The following is a 20800-nucleotide window of genomic DNA, read 5'->3' as shown; positions in this document are numbered from 1 at the left end:
TGCACATCTAAATTTATTAAGTGTTGTCATTAAACTTACAAGACATTCCTCGCGTTAAAACGTTAACTAAAGAGGAATTTATAAAGCACTATTTTAAGCCGCAAAAACCTGTGGTTATAGAACGTTTTATTGAAGATTGGCCAGCTTATACCAAATGGAATTTAGATTACATGAAAGCAGTAGGCGGCGATATTATTGTCCCACTTTATGATGACAGACCCGTTGACTATAAAGATGGTTTTAATGAACCCCATGCTAAAATGAAACTTGGTGAGTATATCGACTTACTAAAAAGAGAACCAACCAAATTCCGTATTTTTTTATGGAATGCGCTTAAAGAAATTCCGCAACTACAGCAAGATTTCACATTTCCTGATTTTGGTTTGCGCCTTATGAAAGGTATCCCGATGCTGTTTTTTGGAGGAAAAGACTCCCATACCTTTATGCACTACGACATAGATTTAGCAAATATTTTCCATTTTCATTTTGAAGGCAAAAAACAGGTTATATTATTTGACCAAAATCAAAATGATTATTTATATAAAATACCCCATTCTTTAATAACCAGAGAAGATATCGATTTTAATAACCCTGATTTTGAAAAATGGCCAATGCTAAAAAAAGCAAAAGGCTTTAAAACCGAGCTCAATCATGGTGAAGTTTTGTATATGCCAGAAGGCTATTGGCACTATATGCGTTACGTTACCCCAGGATTTTCGATGAGTTTACGGGCCATTGCTAGAAACCCTAAAAATTTTAGTAAAGCTGTTTATAATGTTTTCGTCATGCGAAATATAGATAACGTTATGCGACGGATACAAGGGCAAAAATGGATAGATTGGAAAAACGAGCAAGCTATTGTAAAGACTAACAAACAATTATAAATAAAGTTTGATATTGAAAAACTTGTAATATATTTGCCCACTTAAATTTAAAACTCAAATCATGAAAAATTTAATTTTATTAATAATCTTGTTAAGCGTTTCGCTTATTAACGCCCAAGCCTATATAGGAAAAGGCGACAACAAATTTCAAGTTGGTGCCAACCTACAAGAAAACGGATCTGGTATAAATGTTAGTTACGACTTTGGTATTGGAGAAAATATTTCAATAGGTATATCTTCAACATATCTTTTAGGTATTAACGATATTCTAAAAAATAACGCTAATGAAGATTTAAATGCCGATTTTGATAACCGTTTTGATGTTAGAGCAAGATTTAATGCCAATTTAGGAAATGTAATTAATGTTGATCCAAATTTTGATCTTTATCCAGGTTTAAGCCTAGGGCTTAAAAATTTTGGTGGTCATTTAGGAGCGCGTTACTTTTTTACAGAAGGTTTTGGTATTTACACAGAATTAAATGTGCCATTCGCAAAATATAAAACTGAAAATTTAACTGCAGCCGAAACTTTACACAATCAATTTACAATTAATTTTGGCGCAAGTTTTAACTTGTAAAAAAAACATACGAGAATTTATAAAACGGGTTAAATTTAGCATTTAATCCGTTTTTTTATGTCGTTACCCGAAAAGTTCCTTAGCCTTTTCATATACTAAGTGCGTTTCCCAGCCTCTATATAGCAGATAATCGATTAATTTTTGCTTTTTTTTGTATTTGTTAGTTTCTGTGATGGAATTCGCTCTTTTTTCGGCTAAAACATTGAAAACCTCGTTGTACTCCGTAATATCTATTTCAGCAAGTGCTTGATTTATATTAACTTTGCTTATGTCTTTTTTCTTTAATTCATGAGTTAATCGACGTATACCCCACTTCTTAATTTTAAACTTACCGCTTACAAATGTTTTGGCGAAACGTTCTTCATTTAGAAAGTTATGCTCCAAAAGGTGGACTATAATAATATCGATAGCTTCGGGTATCATATTCATAGACACTAACTTTTGTCTTACTTCTTGATGACAACGTTCTTGATACGCACAATAATGCTCTAGTTTTCTAGTGGCTTCTTGTACCGTATATGTTTTTTTTGTTTGCATTGGCATCAAAAATAACAATGTTAGATAAACAAAGCGTTTAAAATATTAGAAAAAACCAAATCCGCTATACAAAGCCTTGCTTGGTGTAGTTTTTAACTTAACGATTATGAAAAAGATTATTTATTTATTTACACTGCTTTTAGTTTTCAATTTTGGTTATGGACAAACCACATTAGCAAAAGAGGATATAGCGATTATTGGAGTTAATACAGATAACGAAGATTTCACATTCTTATTAAGAACCGATATAACAGCAGGTACAACAATATATTTCTCCGATAACGAAGTAAATGCAGCAGGAACAGGACTAAATGACGATAATGAAGGGGTAGTATTATTTACTGCATTAACTGCTTACAATTGCGGAACAGTTTTAAGTTTTGTAGCCAACAGCTCTGAATTTACTGTGATTGATAATACTTTTCAATTAGCCAATAATAGTGGTGAGGTTGTATTAGCTTTTCAAGGCTATAACCCTGTTACTCTAGAATGGACAACATTTCTTCATGCTAATACAGATCCAGCAATTAATTTACCTGCAGGTTTTACTGCGGCAGATATTGTCGATGGTACTTTTGACAACAGAGAATATAATGGAAATAGATCAAATCCAAGTTGGGCCGAATTAAATAATATTACAAACTATCATCAGTCTAATAATTATGCTAGTGTCACCTTAAACACAACTGCATTTTCTTGCTCACCTTGCCCAACAACAACAACTTGGACGGGTACATGGTCAAATGGATTGCCAAATGATTTAACAAAAAATGTTGTGATTAATAGTAATTACAATACTACAACTGGTGATATTATGGCATGTATTTTAACTGTAGATGCCGGTGCAACCCTAACAATTGGTAATAATTCTTTTGCAGAAGTTGAACATGATGTAACAAATAATGGAACTATAGTAGTTGAAACTCAAGGTAATTTTGTCCAAAATGATGATGCTGGAATTTTTACAAATAACGGCACATCTATAGTTAATAAACAAACAGCATCGAAAGCAGATTGGTTTTATTATACCTATTGGAGTTCTCCTGTAACTGGCGAGACTATTGGAAGTGTTTTTCCAGATGTAGATGGAGATCGACGTTTTTGGTTCAATGCAGCAAATTTTGTTGATACGGATGGCGATGACATTGATGATAATGGTGATGATTGGCAACCTGCCTATGCTGCAGATGCCATGATTCCTGGTGTTGGTTATGCAGCAACCGAAAGTAGATTCTTCTTTGGTGGTTCAGGAACAGCTAGTTTTGAAGGACAATTTAATACAGGAGATATTGATGTAAGCATAACTCTTAATGGTGCTAATCCAGGAATTAATTGGAATTTTATTGGAAACCCATATCCTTCAGCAGTTGACTTTGATGCTTTTCATGCTGCTAACGCAACGGTAGTTGATGGTGCAGCCTATTTCTGGTCGCAATTCACCCCACATGCCGAATCAAATCCTGGTAACGAACAAAGTAACTTTAGTAAAAATGATTATGCCACATATACAGTTGGATCTGGCGGTGTTGCAGGAGCTAGCGGTGTTACACCAACGCAATATATCCCTTCTGCACAAGGCTTTTTTATTCCAGCTTTAACCACAGGTACTGCCACATTTACTAATGCTATGCGTATGGCAGATGGCACAAGTAATTCCTTATTTTTCAAAGGTTCAAACAAATCAAAATCTAGTAATATTGCTAATAGGCTTTGGCTTAACTTAACTACAGAAAATGGTGTTTTTGGTCAAATATTATTAGCATATGTTGAAGGAGCAACTAATGGAAATGATGGTTTATCATATGATGCACCAAAACTGGTAAGTGAAGATTATGCTGCTATTTTGTATTCAAAAATGGATGCTAGTCCTATGAAGTATGTCATCCAAGGAAAAGATATCAATAGACTTAATGAAGATGAAATTATCAAACTTGGATTTAGCTCAACTATTGAAGATAATACAGCATACAAATTATCCATTGCGCAATTTGAAGGTGATTTTTTATCTAGCAACCCTATTTATATCAAAGATAATTTTCTAAATGAGCTTCATGATTTATCTACTTCTGATTATACTTTTAACTCTGAAGATGGTACTTTTAATGACCGCTTTGAAATCGTATTTAGTAATAAGGTACTTTCAACCAATGAGTTTGACATAGAGCCTAATAGCTTAAGAATTTTAGAAATTGATGACAACCATGTTCAGTTTACAACGTCTAGCCCAATTAAAACAATTAAAATATTTGATTTATTAGGAAGACAATTATACGAACTTAATGGAAATAGTAATCAAGAAACATATAATCTTTCTAGCTTAGATAATACCATTTTTATAGCCAAAGCTGAACTTTTAAATGGTGCTACTATTACTAAAAAAGCAATTAAAAAATAATCGAATATTTTTCAATAAGTAACTAAAGCTCTAACATATAGTTAGGGCTTTTTTATATGCTGTATTTTAAAGATAAAATCAAGTTTCTTCCAGCAGCAGCAATACCAGAAGAATACGTTTTGTAACGCTGGTCGGTAATATTTTCTAAACTTGCCATTATTGAAATGGATTTATTTACCTGATATTGTGTTCGAAAGTTTAAAGTATACCAAGAAGGGCTGTAGGGATTTCCATTGGTGTCAAGTGCATAAATATAATCTTTCTCTATTTCTGATGGTGCCAGTTGATTGTATGATAAGGAACCATTATAGTTAGCAAATAAATCAAATTTTAGATTATTTGAAGACCAAATAAGATGAGAATTTCCAAAATTTGGAGCCACATGTCTTATCGGTACTTCAATATTACCTTCAACCTCTGTTCCACCAATAATAGAATATTGTGATGTGAATTTTAAGTGATTACTAATAGCCAATTTCACACCTATTTCGTAGCCATAAATCCATGCTTTTGAAGCATTTTGTATAGCCTGTACATTACTTAACTCGCCATCATAAATAATCTGCGATTCGCCATTTAAAGTAAAATCTCGTCTTACTAAAGCATTGTCTAAATACGTGTAGTATGTACTCATATCAAATACCAGCAAATCATTAAAGTTTAGTTTCAAACCAATTTCACCACCATAGGCATATTCTGGTCTTAAATGCTCATTTGGCACCACAACCGATCCAGGTTCAGAATCAAATACCTTACCAACATCGTCTATATTTGGTGCTCGGAAAGCAGAAGAAGCGTTTAATTTCCATTGTAAGGTTTGATTTGGCGACCAACTGATACCCGCTGTTCCGGTTAAGGCTTCCGACTCATTTCTCGAAGTATCAAAAGGCAAATTCAAATACATATTATTTTCAGTAAAATCGGCTTCAGAACCTACATAGTTAAATCTTAAACCAGACTGAAAAACGAACTTCGGATTTGGCTTGTATTTTATACTAGAATAAATTGCAGCAGATTGCCAACTTGCTCCATTTGGATATCTGGAAACTGTTTTAGTTGCTGTATTATTTACAACATCTTCCTCAGCACCAATGGATTTCACAATATTAAAAACATATTCAGCACCATAAAAAAACTGTGTTTTAGGTGATATTCTTTTCTCTAAATCTAAATTGAATGAATAAGCATCAACGGCTTCTTCTCGAACATTTCGGGTTGAAGATTGAAAATCTCTATCATATCTGCTTTCTTGAAAATTTTGATAGGCTAAAGTTGCTTTTATCTTATCGTATAAATTTGATTTACTACTTAATTTGGTGACTTGAAAGTTAGACATAAACCAATTTTGAGGACCATAGCTCCATTCTGCAGAACGCAAAGTCTCCCCTTTATAACGAATTAATCGATCGTATCTGGGAATATCTGAAGTTGTGGTATAATATAATCCGAAATCGAAACTTAAATCTTCATACGGTTCAAAATGTACCTTTTGCATTAAATTGAGTTGATCGTATCCAGTATATTTTTGAACCAAAGGATTATCGTTACTAATAATAACATCGCCAGTAGTTGTAGCCAGTGCAAACTCGGGTCGTAAATAATCGTCTGGACCATGGCTTCCCATGCGTAAATCATCAAAACTATTATAACTAACACTTGTGGCTAGAGCCCATTTTTCATACCCTAAATTAAAATCGAAATGTCCCGTTTTTTCTTGACTTGCCGATGCGTATCTAACTTGAGAATTACCACTAAATAATAATGATTTTGTGTAAGAAAGTTGTGGTTTTTTGGTATAAAAACTCATTACACCACCAATGGCGTCGCTCCCGTATATAACAGAACCTGCTCCTAAAGTTACCTCTGTATTTTCAATTGAAAACGGATCAATAGATATTACATTTTGCAAATTCCCGCCTCTAAAAATGGCATTATTCATTCTTACGCCATCAACAGTTATTAAGAGTCTGTTAGTAGAAAACCCTCTAATCATAGGGCTGCCACCACCTAATTGGCTTTTTTGAATATAAACCTGCCCAGAATTTTCTAATAAATCTGCACTTGTTTGAGGGTTTGCAAATTGAATTTGATCTGCATCGATACTTAATATTTTCTGAGGAATATCTTTTTTGTTTTGCCTAAACTTTGATGCCGAAATTACAATCTGTTCTAACCCTTGTGTATTAGATTCTAAATAGACCTTATTTGTCTTTATTTGTTGCTTGGTTAAAGATTTTAGTACATGCGATAAATGCTTGAAATAAATAATTTCCACATCGGAGAATTCACTCAAATCGGCTTCCCCTCTAAAGTTAGAGATGGTACTTTTGGATTTGTCTACATTGTAAATTGCTACTCCAAAAATGGGCTCCTTAGTATCATTATTGAGAACTTTTATATTTTGAGCACGAGATAAAGAAGAGACAAGTATAAAGAAGAAAATAATAATACGGAACTTCATAGTTTTAACTAAACACTTGATTTAATACCTGCAAAGATTTAGGGGTTTTAAAACTCCCCAAATGTAGTTCAAAATAAAGCAAAATCATACTTAAAAAAAACTGTCTTTGTTTTGCATTTATTTTTATACTAGGTAAAGCATCAAATGTTGTGCCTAAAAGCATTTTTAGAAGTATTATATTTTCTCCAGATATAGAATATTTATTACTAGGTTTATTTTCAAATTTTCCTTCTTGTAAATTAAAAAAAGACCATTCTATGTGGGTAGTATCTGGATAAAAGCCCAAATATTTTGTGAGTTTTAAAAGAAATAATAAATGGAAATTTGCGTATTCTGATTGTGAATCAAGCCATAACAAGGTGTTTTCTAAATAACTAAATAAATTGTCGTTTTGCTCCTCTTCTTGCAACGTATTTGATAAAACTTCAGATAAAAACATTACGATAGCACTTTTTAAAACATTACTGTGCACACTAGAATATATAAAATTTAATCGAGACTCTTTTATGGTTTGCAACGACCTGTTGTTTTTTTGGTCAAACTCTAATTGTAATTGTGATAGTAACTGAAAATGTGCTGTTTTAGAACCACCTTTTTTACTTTTTAAAACGCCTCTAAGTAAAAAACTAACAATGCCAATTTTTTGGGTATAACACTTAACAATTAAGTCGTTATCTCTATATCTTAATTTTGAAAGTACAATGGCATTTGTAGTGATAAGCATTATCTAACAACCATTAATTTTAAGACTTTAGTTTCGAAAGTATCTAAATCTGATAGCATAACCAAGTAAACCCCTGAGGCTACAATATTATTGGCTAAGTTTTTCCCATTCCAATAAGCTGTTCCGCCATCAATTTCCAAATTATATCCTCGATGTCTTAAGTTAATTCGAGATTGCGCTTCTGCAACCAAATTACCTTCTATATCTGTAATTTTTATATTTATATTTTCTGAAATATCTTTAATTTTAATCTTATCATCTAAAATATTAAACCCAGGTCTAACCGGATTTGGGTAAGCATATGCACTGGCTAAATCGTCTGTAGTACTTGAACCTCCAGATTTAAAAGAAAGCAACCCTTTACTTGTAGCAATATAAACCACCCCGTTTGCCTGATCCAAAGACACATCGCTTATACTGTTTGATGGCAAAGGCGAATTATCTTTTGTGAAATGATATATTGTATTTTGCCCATCAGAAGAGAGGTAAAATAAACCAGAATCAGAAGTTCCAATCCATTTATTATTTGAGCCATCAACTTCAATATCGGTTACATACTGCTCAAAAAGAAGTTCTTTTGCAATACCATCTTCTTCAATAATAATCTCATCTACAGTAATGTTATCATTGGTGAAAAAACTTGAGGTGTTGTATAAAACTCTTAGGCCTCTAAAGGTTCCAATCCACAATTGATTTCTATTATCAAGCGCAACTGCAGTGGCTAACTCTGTGGGCATATTTTCTTCATTTTTACTAATATTTTTGATTAAAGGATTGTTTCCATTCTCGTTAAAACCGATTACTCCATATTTATATGAAGCAATCCATTTTGTTTGATCGTTACCTATAACAATATCTGCATAACCTAAATTTCCCCCCGTAAAACCATCTACAATAACATCGGTAAAATCATAAGATCGCCATTGATTGTTTGCTGGATTATACGATTTTAAAGGCTCGTCAATAAGTGTGCTTAACGTCCATAATACACCATTGTCATCAAACAAGGGATTTAAAACCCTTACACTTACGATACTTGGGTTACTAGGAACAACTAAAGATTCTAATCCGCTATTATTTTGATCGTATAACATGGTTGGCACGTTTTCGTTTAACTCCACAAGCCCATTATGGAATGAACTGATAAACACTTGATCTCTGTTCTGCGGATTTATGGCTACTCCGTTTAAATCTCTAGCTTGAAAAGCATCTTGATTTGACACGTTAACCCAACTTTCATCTCTTAAATGACTTACCCCTCTTAATCTTGAGAAAGGCACATAAAACAGACTATAGCCACCAAACGTTACCCAAACACCATTGGTCTCTGATTCAATTGAAAAAGGGGTGTTAAAAAGAGGCCCTTCTGGATGAATCTCTTCAAAACTCAATCCCTCATTAATGTTTGTTTTCAAAATTCCAAAATCAAAGGTCCCAATAAATATATTCTCTAAATTAACTGTTGCACAAGTAAATCGTGTTGGGAATTCTGTACTCACAGGTACCTGATTAATCACATTAAAATTCGCGTCATATACAAATACTTCATTTATGGTAGTAACCACTAAATTTGAATTTACAGCTCTTAAATCTAGCGGTAAATTCGGGTATGTGAATAATTCAATTACAGAATTGCCAACTACTTGATAGATTTTACGATTATTATTTATGGCAAATAAGTTGTTATCAATAGCTTCAATGGATTGCCAGTTTCCAGAACTAACAGACTCCCAATTTTGAAAATCGATTAAATTAGTACTTGCCACTGGGGCTCTTTTTATACCGTTCCCTCCCAAACAGGAAGCATAAATATAATCTTCAAAAACAGTGGTTTGCGTAATTGGTATTTGGCCGCCTCCATTACCTATAAAGTAAGTATCTCCAAACTCGAGTCTTTGCAAATCAAAAGCCGAAATTCCATAATTGGTTGACAAATAGATGAGGTTGTCGTTAGCACTAATATGATTTATTTTTTTATCTGATGGTGAAATTGTAGGTTTATCAATAATATCAACTACCGTTAAGATCTCTGAATCGTTATCAAATACAATTTCTAGTAGTCCGTTTTCATAACCAATAACTAATAATTCATAGGCCTCACTGTAATAAATAGTTGAAATACTTTCTCCAGAAATACCATTTACAGTTGTAATTTCATCTATTTCATTTGTTTGGGTATCTAGTTTAAAAATGGCATTATCTGCCGCCGCATAAATGGTATTAGTCCCTTGAGAAACATCCTTAATTTCATTATAAGAATAATGCCCTTCCCAAAGTGCCGAATAATCTTGTGAAAAGTGAAATAATGGGAAAAGAAAAAAGACAACTACTAGTAAACTCCTAAACATAAGTGTTTTTTGAATGGTCAAATATATTTATAACTAACGAGTTTTACTTAAAAATAATATATTTTAAACAAAAAAAGCTTCCATAAAATCTGGAAGCTTTTTAATTTATATTTAAATGCCTTTAAACAATTCCTTGTGCCAACATCGCATCGGCTACTTTTACGAAACCTGCAATGTTTGCTCCCTTTACGTAATCAATATAACCATCGTCATCTTTTCCATATTCTAAACAAGACTTATGAATATCAGACATGATATCTTTTAACTTGTTATCTACTTCTTCTCTAGTCCATTTATATCTCAATGAGTTTTGAGTCATTTCTAAACCTGAAGTAGCTACTCCGCCTGCATTTGAAGCTTTTCCTGGTGCAAATAATATTTTTGCTTTGTGGAACGCTGCAATAGCTTCTTTGGTTGATGGCATATTTGCACCTTCACTGACACATATACATCCATTTTTTAATAATGTATTAGCGTCTTCTTCATGTAATTCATTTTGTGTTGCACATGGTAGAGCAACTTCACATTTTACACCCCAAGGTGTTTTTCCTTTATGAAATTCAGCATCAGGGTATTTATCTAAATACTCACTTATTCTTCCTCTTTTCTCATTTTTCAATTGCATTACAAATGCTAATTTCTCTTTATCAATTCCTTCTGAATCATAAATATAGCCTCCAGAATCAGAAAGTGTTAGCACCTTGCCTCCAAGTTGCAAGACTTTTTCGGCTGCATACTGTGCTACATTACCAGAACCAGATATAACCACATTTTTACCCTTAAAGCTATCTCCTTTAGTTTCTAGCATTTTTTCGGCAAAATAGACATTTCCATAACCTGTGGCTTCTGGTCTTATTAAAGATCCACCCCAAGACATGCCTTTTCCTGTTAAAACACCTGTAAATTCGTTTCTTAATTTTTTGTACATCCCGAATAAAAATCCTATTTCTCTGGTTCCTACACCAATGTCGCCTGCTGGAATATCGGTATTAGGGCCTATATATCTAAATAATTCGCTCATAAATGCATGGCAAAATCGCATAATTTCATTATCAGACTTTCCTTTTGGGTCAAAATCGCTTCCCCCTTTTCCACCTCCCATAGGCAGTGTAGTTAAAGCATTTTTAAACACTTGTTCAAAAGCTAAAAATTTTAAAATACTTGCATTAACAGTAGGATGAAAACGTAAACCACCTTTGTAAGGACCTATAGCAGAGTTCATTTGAATTCGATACCCTCTATTTACTTGAATTTCACCACTATCATCAACCCATGAAACTCTAAAAGATATTAATCGTTCTGGTTCAACCATTCTAAGTAGTATGTTCTTGCCATAATAAATATCATGTTCTACAATGTAAGGAATTACAGTTTCTGCTACTTCCTCCACAGCCTGTAAGAACTCAGGCTCATGACTGTTTCGCGATGTAACCATAGCCAAAAATGATTCAATGTTTTGTTTCATATATACAATTATTGTACTGTTATTTATTAAATAAGTAATTTATCGGTACAAATATACATTATCTTCAAAAAGATATGTGATTTTTTTTGAATTTCGCAATAAATATTTTTCGAATATTTTCGTTGTATTGATTAATGTTTGTTTGTTTTCCTAGTTTTTATATATTTGCTCTTAATCATGCCCTCAAAAAATAAACCTTTTATGCTTAACTTAAAACATTTAGCTTCTGGTTTTTGCTTGTTTCTGCTAGTTCAAACTGCAAGTGCTCAACTAGGATTTTCTCACGAAATTGGCGTTATTGCTGGGCCTCTTCAATTTAGATCGGACTACGGAGTACGTGGCGACGAAGAAACCAATTTTGGTAATTCAGGCTTTGGAGTTGGAATTATTCATTATATAAATTTCGCTTACAGGGCAGACTGTAATTGCTATACTACCGATACTTTTTTTAACGACCACTTTAAACTAAGAAACGAAGTTTCCTATAACAAAACCAATTTAGAACATTTGGGCAAATGGGTTGACCCAAGTAGAACAACTATTGAGGCTAATCAGCTAAGAGGCCATAAAGGGGTAGCTAAGAACTTAGATATTGGTACTCAATTGGAATTTTTTCCATTAAGTATTCGTGATTTTCAAGGATTTGCATACAGCTTTGCTCCTTTTGTGAGTATTGGGGTGCATTATACCTCGTTTACACCAGAAGTAAGCACAACGTATGCTAATCCAAACCCAGATGCTGTGGGAGATGTTACAGACCCTAGTAACTTTTATACAGCTTGGGAGCCAGGATCGGTTGACGCATCACCTGGCAGCACATGGTCTGTTGTTTCAAGTGTAGGTGTAAGATACAAACTCACTAAGCTTTCCGACCTCATGTTAGATATGAGATGGCAATATTATTTTCATGATCGTATAGATGGGTTAGACCATCAATTAAGCTTTAACAAATACAATGATTGGTTGGTATGGCTTAACTTCGGTTACATTTATTATCTGGACTAATTTAAGGCTTGCTTTAAATCGGCAATCAAATCTTCTATATCTTCAATTCCAACACTTAGTCGTATTAAAGAATCTACAACGCCTGTTTTTTCGCGTTCTTCTTTTGGTATACTAGCATGTGTCATACTCGCCGGATGACCCGAAAGTGACTCTACACCACCTAAAGATTCAGCCAAAGTAAATACCTTTAGCTTTTCAACTATTTTTATGGCTTCTTTGTAATTGTTCCCTTTTGTTGTAAAAGAAATCATCCCACCAAAATCGTTCATTTGGCTTTTAGCTATATCATGATTAGGGTGGTTTTCAAAACCTGGCCAGTATACATTTTCTATTTTAGGGTGACTCGCTAAAAATAAAGCTACAGCTTTTCCATTTTCGCAATGACGTTGCATTCTAACATGTAATGTTTTAATACCTCGCAACACTAAAAAACTATCTTGAGGCCCGCAAATTGCTCCACTCGCGTTTTGAATAAAGTAAAGTTTATCAGCCAATGCTTTGTCTTTAACAACAAGCGCTCCCATAACTACATCGCTATGACCACCGAGATATTTGGTTGCAGAATGCATAACGATATCTGCACCTAAATTTAATGGTTGTTGTAAGTATGGCGTAGCAAACGTATTATCTACAGCCAATAAAATATTATTGTTTTTAGCTATCGTTGAAACCGCCTTAATATCTATAATATTCATCATGGGATTAGTTGGCGTTTCTACCCAAATAAGTTTTGTATTTTTGTTAACAAAGGCTTCAATATTAGATGCATTCTGCATACCTATAAAATGAAACTTTATTCCAAAATCTTGAAATATTTTAGTAAACAATCTAAACGAGCCCCCATACAAATCGTTGGTAGACACAACTTCGTCTCCAGGTTTTAATAATTTGATTATCGCATCAATTGCTGCTAAACCAGAGCCAAATGCTAAACCGTAAGTTCCGTTTTCAATACTGGCTAGTGCGTTTTCTAGTGCGTTTCTGGTAGGATTATGAGTTCTTGAGTATTCATAACCTTTATGGCCTCCTGGAGTTGTTTGAGCATATGTTGAGGTTTGATAAATAGGTGGCATAACCGCGCCATAAGCAGCATCATGCTCCTGTCCTCCGTGAATTACTTTAGTATTGAATTTCATAAAAATATATCTTTTGTACAAATGTAACTTTTAATTCGGTGTATTCAAATGCAATAATTATCTTTAGTCTAGGTTTAAATTTTTCATATGAATCACTCTAAAATCACTGTGCTAATTTGGTGTTTTTTAATACTCTTTAGTTGCAAAGAAGAACAAAAAATCACATTTACCGACGTAAACATTTCTTCTGAAAACAATTCAATTGTCGTTGTTAATATTCCTGAAGCTATTGGAAACTCAACAATTGCAGATCGAATAAATTCTGAAATTGAACAAACTATCATTTCTGAATTACACATAGGAAATCGCGATGATATCACATCAAAAACCATAAAAGAAAGCATATTAAACTTTAACAATGAGTATCAATCTTTTGTGAAAAACTTTCCTGAATCTGAATCTATATGGGAAGCGCAAATTGATGGTGAGGTTATGTATCAATCTTCAGAAGTTATCAGTATTGCCTTAACCACATTTATTAATACTGGTGGCGCCACTGGCATTTTAAATATAACTTTTTTGAATTTTGAATCGGAATCTGGAAAGCGTCTTGAAAACAATCAACTAATAAATAACCTTAAAGCTTTTAAAACTCTAGCCGTACCCTATTTTAATGATGCCATTGCAGACCAAGATGTGCCATTAGATGCTATACAATTTAAATTACCTGCAAATATAGGCTATAGTGAAGATGGTCTAGTATTATTGTATAATATTCAAGACCTTTCACCGTATTTAAATGACATATTGGAATTTGCTATCCCGTTCGAGGTTGTTCAAGATATTTTAGTATATAACAGTCTTTAAAAATCGATTCTTATCATAAAAGTTGAATATTAAAAATACATCATATGAAGAAAGTTTATTATCTAAAAACGTGTAATACTTGCCTTAGAATTTTAAAGGAATTGAATTTATCATCAGATTTTATTTTACAAGACATTAAATCAGATGAGATAACAGTCAAGCAGGTTGATGAAATGAAAGAACTAGCAGGAAGTTATGAATCACTTTTTAGTAAACGAGCGAAACTTTACAAGGAAATGGATTTGAAAAACCAAAATTTAACAGAGCGCGATTACAAGCAATACATCCTTGAACATTATACATTTTTAAGCAGACCTGTCATAATTGTCAACGATAAAATTTTTGTTGGTAATTCTAAAAAAACGGTTGAGGCTGCTAAGGCTTATTTAAATTCATAGAATTAGGTATGATTTTATTAATGATTTGAGAAAATCAATAAATATGTAACAAATGATTACTTTTACAATTACAAACATATCATCCTTCCTTAATTAATCCTTACTAAAACATAGATATTATTCAGCAATTCAATGAAATTAAAAATACTAAGAGCAGATGTTGTTAAAGTTATTGCCTAATAACTTTAATTTTGGCCTATTTTATGTTATCACTGATAAAAAACATATAAGAAGTTGATAATCGACGTTTTATGTAAAAAAATACAAATACTTTCCATGTAAGTCAATTCCGTTAGTATTTTGGTTAAAACCCTCAAATCTGATAGTTAGGTATTTCATCTAATAAAGTAGTTGTAATTGCAGATATATCGTACCTTTATTCTATATTTTTCTCTCTCTAAGTCGTGAATAAATAGCTAATTTCAAGCTTTTTGTTATGACGACCTTATTGAAATATATCTTAAAAATTGTTCAAAATTCGCTCTTAATTTTATCTGCGTTTTGTTGCTTTGAAGTTTCTGCTCACGGAGATTTACTTAAACGAATTCATATCGCTACAGAACAAATTAAAGCTCACCCAGACAGTGCCAATCTTTATTTTCAACGGGCGAAACTATATTACCAACATAATGAACTGAATAATAGCTTAAAGGATCTTAAAAATTCTAAAAAATTAGGATTTAAAAGTATTGAATACGATTTTTTAATTGCAAAAAACCATTTTAAATTAAATCACTTAAGTGCAAGCAAAAGGCATATCAAAAAAATTTTGAAGAGCCAACCAGAAAATGTAAAAGCATTTAAATTACTTGGGCAAATACATTTAAAAAAGGGTGATTTTAAAAAATCGGCGGAGTCCTTTGAGTATGTCATATTATATTCAGATAGAGTATTTCCAGTGAACTATATAGAAACCTCAGAAGCTTGGTATGCTTTAAAAACAGAAAAAGGAATAGAAAGTGCCAAGTCTATATTATTAAAAGGTATAGCAGTTTTTAATGATAATATTGTGCTTTACAATAAACTTATCTCGATTTATGAAGAAGTTGGCGATTTTTCTTCTGCTATTAAATATCAAAATATAATCCTCAACTTAAGTAATAGAAAAGAACAAGGCTATTTGAAATTGGCCAATTTACAAATACTAGAAAAGAGCTATACTGAAGCTAGAAACTCCCTAGAACTCGCTAAAATTTATTATTCAAATCTTCCAAATAGGATAAAAACAACCAATTATATGAAAAGTTTTTTGGATGAATTAGAATTAAAATTGAATGAGATTAAATTTATAAATGACAAAATAAAGTAAATATGAAACAGAATTACAAATTTTTATTAACATTAAGTCTTAGTTTATTAATTGGTTTCACTTCACTTGGTCAGACGATTACGAGGGGTCCTTATCTTCAAAAAGGAACAACTACAAGTGTAATAGTAAAATGGCGCACTAGTACTAATATTGCGTCAATAATTGAATATGGAAACGATTCGAATTATAGTTTAACTATCAGTGAATCCACTCCTAAAACAGAACATGAACTTGAAATTACAGGATTAAATCCTAACACGAAATATTTCTATAGAATTGGCACTAATGGTTCTTTATTAAGTGGTGCTGCAGATATTTTCTTTAAAACACATCCTACTATTGGAAATTCAAACCCATATACCTTTTGGATACTTGGTCATACTGGTGAAGGTGGTGTTAACAATCCAAATGCTGTAGCTGTTCGTGATGCTTATTATTCTTATATAGGCTCAAATGATACAGATGGTATTATATTAAATGGTGATAACGGAGGTGTTCAAGGAGAAGATTCAGATTATCAAGCGAAAATTTTTGATATGTTTGATGATAAACTAAAAAATACTGTTGTTTGGTCTTGTTTAGGAAACCAAGAAGGTAACGCTGCTAGTTCATCTACTCAAACAGGACCTTATTATGATATATTTACATTTCCCACAGCTGGTGAATCTGGAGGAATTAGTTCTGGTACAGAGTCTTATTATTCTTTTGATTATGGAAACATACATTTTATTGTATTAAATTCTTTTGATGAAAGTAGAGCAGTTGGTAGTACTATGTACAACTGGGCTCAAAATGATATTCAAAACACAACTCAAAAATGGACTGTAGCCATTTGGCATCATCCACCGTATTCTAAAGGTTATCACACCTCTGAAGGTCTGCAAAGTAATGGTGATCCTGCTGAAATCGAATTAATTGAAATGAGGCAAAATTTTCTTCCAATGCTGGAAAATAATGGTATTGATTTAGTGATTTCTGGGCATAGTGAAAGCTATGAAAGGTCCTTTTTGATTAATGGCCATTACGGAGAATCAAATTCTTTTAATTCATCGGTTCATACAATTGGTAGCACTGGTTATGGTGATGGAAAAAGTGATGGCGATGGAGCCTATAGTAAATCATCTTATGGTTACAATGCCGGTAAAGGAGCTGTATATGTAGTTACCTCTACAGCTTCAAGAAAGGTACCTAATTCTGCCTTAGATCATAACGCAATGTACTATTCAGTGAGTCAATTAGGGTCATGTATTCTTGAAATAGAAGGCAATGATTTAACTATGAAGTTTTTAAGAGATAACGGTAATATTGACGATTATTTTACTTTACAAAAAGGGCCAGATTGCCCTACCTGCCCTACCTGTGATGATGGTATTATGAATGGTGATGAAACTGGAATTGATTGTGGAGGTCCTGATTGTTCAGATTGCCCTACATGTGATGATGGTATTATGAATGGTGATGAAACTGGGGTGGATTGCGGAGGACCAGATTGCGCGGAGTGCCCACCTACCTGTGATGATGGTATTATGAATGGCGATGAAACTGGGGTGGATTGTGGTGGTCCAGATTGCATCCCTTGCCCAACCTGTGACGATGGTATAATGAATGGTGATGAAACTGGTATAGATTGTGGTGGTCCTGATTGTGCCGATTGTCCTCCCACCTGTGATGATGGCATCAAAAATGGAAACGAAACAGGAATAGATTGTGGTGGTCCTGATTGTGTTGAATGTTGTACAGACACTACAATAAACATAACTTTCGATAAATATCCTGAAGAAACCTCATGGAATATTACAGATGAACAAGGAAATATAGTCGCCAGTGGCGGACCATATGTAAATCAACCTGATAATTCTAGTTTAAGTATTTCAAATTGTTTGCCTGATGCCTGCTATGAATTCAAGATAATCGATTCCTATGGTGATGGCTTGTTTAATTCATCTGGCGTAAATGGTAGTTATACTTTTACCGTAGATGGAGAAGTTTTAGCTAGTGGTGGTAATTTCGGTTTTAACGAAACTACACCATTCTGTATCTCCAATCCTACATGTGTTGATGGTATTATGAATGGGGATGAAACTGGTGTAGACTGTGGAGGTTCTAATTGTGCACCATGTCTTCCTACCTGTGAGGATGGTATTATGAATGGGGATGAAACCGGTATTGATTGTGGTGGTCCTGATTGTACAGACTGTCCTACCTGTGATGACGGTGTAATGAATGGTGACGAAACTGGTGTAGATTGTGGAGGTCCTGATTGTGTAGAGTGCCCACCTACATGTGATGATGGTGTAATGAATGGCGATGAAACTGGTGTAGATTGTGGTGGTCCTGATTGCGATCCTTGTCCTACTTGTGATGACGGTGTAATGAATGGTAATGAAACTGGTGTAGATTGTGGCGGTCCTGATTGTGCCGAATGCCCACCTACATGTAATGATGGAATAATGAATGGTGATGAAACTGGTGTAGATTGCGGAGGTCCTGATTGTTCTCCTTGCCCTACTTGTATTAATGTAGACATCACGATTAATTTCGATATATATCCTGAAGAAACTTCATGGAATATTACAGATACTCAAGGAAATATTATTGTTAGCGGCGGACCTTATGGAAATCAACCTGATGCCTCAACACTAATCATTACAGAGTGTCTTCCAGTTTCATGTTATAACTTTACAATGTTGGATTCTTATGGAGATGGCTTATTTAATTCCTCTGGAACAAACGGAAGTTATTCTTTTGCTGTAGATGGAATAGTTATTGCCAGCGGTGGTAATTTCGGTTCAAGTGAAACCACACCTTTCTGCATCTCCAATCCTACCTGTGTTGATGGTATTATGAATGGGGATGAAACTGGTGTAGACTGTGGAGGTTCTAATTGTGCACCATGTCTTCCTACCTGTGAGGATGGTATTAAGAATGGGGATGAAACCGGTATTGATTGTGGTGGTCCTGATTGTCCTGACTGCCCTACCTGTGATGATGGCATTATGAATGGAAATGAAACTGGTGTAGATTGTGGAGGACCCGATTGTGCAGAGTGCCCACCTACCTGTGATGATGGTGAAATGAATGGGGATGAAACTGGGGTAGATTGTGGAGGTCCTGATTGCGATCCTTGTCCTACTTGCGATGATGGTATTATGAATGGTGATGAAACTGGGGTAGATTGTGGAGGTCCTGATTGTGCAGAATGCCCACCTACATGTAATGATGGAATAATGAATGGCGATGAAACTGGGGTAGACTGTGGTGGTCCTGATTGCGATCCTTGTCCTACATGTATTAATGTAGACATCACGATTAATTTCGATATATATCCTGAAGAAACTTCTTGGAATATTACAGATACTCAAGGAAATATTATTGCTAGTGGAGGGCCTTATGGAAACCAACCAGATGCCTCAACAATTACAATAACTGAGTGTCTCCCTGTTTCATGTTATAACTTTACAATGTTAGATTCTTATGGCGATGGCTTATTTAATTCTTCTGGAACAAACGGAAGTTATTCTTTTGCTGTAGATGGTATAGTTATGGCTAGCGGTGGTAATTTTGGATTAAGTGAAACGACACCTTTCTGTATCTCCAATCCTACCTGTGTTGATGGCATTATGAATGGTGATGAAACTGGGGTAGATTGTGGAGGATCCAACTGTGCACCATGTATTCCTACCTGTGAGGATGGTGTTATGAATGGTGATGAAACCGGTATTGATTGCGGTGGTCCAGATTGTCCTGACTGCCCTACCTGTGATGATGGCATTATGAATGGTGATGAAACTGGTATAGATTGTGGAGGATTGTATTGCGTGGAATGCCCACCTACATGTGAAGATGGTGTAATGAATGGTGATGAAACTGGTATAGATTGTGGAGGTCCTGATTGCGATCCTTGTCCTACCTGTATAAATGTCGACATCACTATCAATTTCGATATTTATCCCGAAGAAACCTCATGGAACATAACTGATATTGAAGGAAATATTATTGTTAGCGGCGGACCTTATGGAAACCAACCTGATAGTTCAACCCTTCATATTACAGAGTGTCTCCCGCCTTCATGCTATAATTTCACAATTTTCGATTCTTATGGAGACGGACTGTTTAACACAACAGGACCAAACGGAAGCTATAACTTAACAGTTAATGGTAATGTTATAAACAGCGGTGGTAATTTCACTTTCTTTGAAACTACTAATTTCTGTACCAGCGCTTCTAATAACGCTGCTGTTAAATCTAGAAATGAAGAGTTGTTGGATGTAAATAAATTAGATTTAGAAAAGATCATTATAACTCCAAATCCATTCAATGATAACGTTAAAATAAAATTGCCATTAAACTATAATGATAGCGAGTTTAGCATCAAGATTTTTGACTTAAATGGAAGACTAGTTTTAAATAATAATTATGTGTCAACAAGCGGTCAAATTAATGTGAAAGGTTTAGACAAATTAGAACAAGCAACTTATTTGTTTAAAATCACAAACACTAAATCTGGGACAACTACTTATAGAATTCTAGTCTCAACAAATTAATATAATAATGTAATATTTAATAAAAGCACTTACTTCTCAATAAGTGCTTTTTTTAATTTAACAATGACTCAAAGAAATCAACCAAGTATCATTTCTATCAAGTTACAAGCACTTAATTAATTAATTTTTACATCACAAAAACCTTACATTATATCGGTATAATAAATCATTTTATCGAATTCAAAAAGATTTTTAGTTAGTGTTGTAATT

14 protein-coding genes are annotated in these 20800 nt (G+C 33.7%); 8 read left to right on the top strand and 6 right to left on the bottom strand.

What is annotated here, in order from left to right:
- Positions 1–23: 23 nt before the first annotated feature.
- On the top strand, positions 24–884 hold the full coding sequence (locus O5O44_RS02325; protein ID WP_289196461.1) for a cupin-like domain-containing protein: 861 nt from the start codon (positions 24–26) through the stop codon (positions 882–884).
- Positions 885–945: 61 nt separating this feature from the next.
- Positions 946–1461, top strand: a complete 516-nt coding sequence (locus O5O44_RS02320; RefSeq protein ID WP_289195578.1) for a DUF6646 family protein — start codon at positions 946–948, stop codon at positions 1459–1461.
- Between the two features lie 63 nt (positions 1462–1524).
- Here O5O44_RS02320 and O5O44_RS02315 read toward each other — a convergent pair whose 3' ends face one another.
- Positions 1525–1998, bottom strand: coding sequence for a regulatory protein RecX (locus tag O5O44_RS02315; protein WP_026010123.1), 474 nt, complete (start codon positions 1996–1998; stop codon positions 1525–1527).
- Positions 1999–2104: 106 nt separating this feature from the next.
- On the opposite strand from O5O44_RS02315, the gene O5O44_RS02310 reads away from it, so the two are divergent.
- A complete protein-coding gene (locus O5O44_RS02310) occupies positions 2105–4393 on the top strand; it encodes a DUF8693 domain-containing protein (RefSeq protein ID WP_289195577.1) in 2289 nt (762 codons plus the stop codon).
- A gap of 52 nt (positions 4394–4445) precedes the next feature.
- Here the strand turns inward: O5O44_RS02310 and O5O44_RS02305 are convergent, their stop codons facing one another.
- The 4 genes from O5O44_RS02305 to gdhA all read right to left on the bottom strand — a co-directional run bounded on the left by O5O44_RS02305 (position 4446) and on the right by gdhA (position 11391).
- Positions 4446–6854 (bottom strand): TonB-dependent receptor plug domain-containing protein, encoded by a 2409-nt coding sequence (locus O5O44_RS02305; protein WP_289195576.1) that lies wholly within the window; start codon positions 6852–6854, stop codon positions 4446–4448.
- Positions 6855–6858: 4 nt separating this feature from the next.
- Positions 6859–7578 carry a DNA repair protein RecO gene (gene recO / locus O5O44_RS02300; protein ID WP_289195575.1) on the bottom strand — a complete coding sequence of 240 codons (720 nt, stop codon included), beginning with the start codon at positions 7576–7578 and terminating at the stop codon, positions 6859–6861.
- Positions 7578–9926, bottom strand: coding sequence for a type IX secretion system anionic LPS delivery protein PorZ (porZ, locus tag O5O44_RS02295; RefSeq protein WP_289195574.1), 2349 nt, complete (start codon positions 9924–9926; stop codon positions 7578–7580). The genes recO and porZ overlap by 1 nt, the downstream gene beginning before the upstream one ends.
- A 121-nt stretch (positions 9927–10047) precedes the next feature.
- A complete protein-coding gene (gene gdhA / locus O5O44_RS02290; RefSeq protein WP_289195573.1) occupies positions 10048–11391 on the bottom strand; it encodes an NADP-specific glutamate dehydrogenase in 1344 nt (447 codons plus the stop codon).
- A 201-nt stretch (positions 11392–11592) separates the two neighbouring features.
- On the opposite strand from gdhA, the gene O5O44_RS02285 reads away from it, so the two are divergent.
- Positions 11593–12396, top strand: coding sequence for a THC0290_0291 family protein (locus O5O44_RS02285; protein WP_050981783.1), 804 nt, complete (start codon positions 11593–11595; stop codon positions 12394–12396).
- Here the strand turns inward: O5O44_RS02285 and O5O44_RS02280 are convergent.
- Positions 12393–13532 carry a cystathionine gamma-synthase gene (locus O5O44_RS02280; RefSeq protein ID WP_289195572.1) on the bottom strand — a complete coding sequence of 380 codons (1140 nt, stop codon included), beginning with the start codon at positions 13530–13532 and terminating at the stop codon, positions 12393–12395. The two genes, O5O44_RS02285 and O5O44_RS02280, sit on opposite strands and share 4 nt — an antisense overlap.
- Positions 13533–13619: 87 nt before the next feature.
- On the opposite strand from O5O44_RS02280, the gene O5O44_RS02275 reads away from it, so the two are divergent.
- From O5O44_RS02275 to O5O44_RS02260, 4 genes are all read left to right on the top strand, one after another.
- Positions 13620–14339: a PdaC/SigV domain-containing protein gene (locus tag O5O44_RS02275; RefSeq protein WP_289195571.1), complete on the top strand. Its 720-nt coding sequence runs from the start codon at positions 13620–13622 to the stop codon at positions 14337–14339.
- 44 nt (positions 14340–14383) lie between these two features.
- Positions 14384–14737, top strand: coding sequence for an arsenate reductase family protein (locus O5O44_RS02270; protein ID WP_026010121.1), 354 nt, complete (start codon positions 14384–14386; stop codon positions 14735–14737).
- 436 nt (positions 14738–15173) lie between these two features.
- Positions 15174–16046 (top strand): tetratricopeptide repeat protein, encoded by an 873-nt coding sequence (locus O5O44_RS02265; protein ID WP_289195570.1) that lies wholly within the window; start codon positions 15174–15176, stop codon positions 16044–16046.
- Between the two features lie 2 nt (positions 16047–16048).
- Positions 16049–20590 (top strand): T9SS type A sorting domain-containing protein, encoded by a 4542-nt coding sequence (locus O5O44_RS02260; protein ID WP_289195569.1) that lies wholly within the window; start codon positions 16049–16051, stop codon positions 20588–20590.
- The last annotated feature ends 210 nt before the right edge of the window (positions 20591–20800 follow it).

This window comes from Algibacter luteus (assembly GCF_030344935.1).
In the GTDB taxonomy this organism is placed as follows: domain Bacteria; phylum Bacteroidota; class Bacteroidia; order Flavobacteriales; family Flavobacteriaceae; genus Arenitalea; species Arenitalea lutea.
This window is presented reverse-complemented; position numbering and strand designations above follow the sequence as displayed.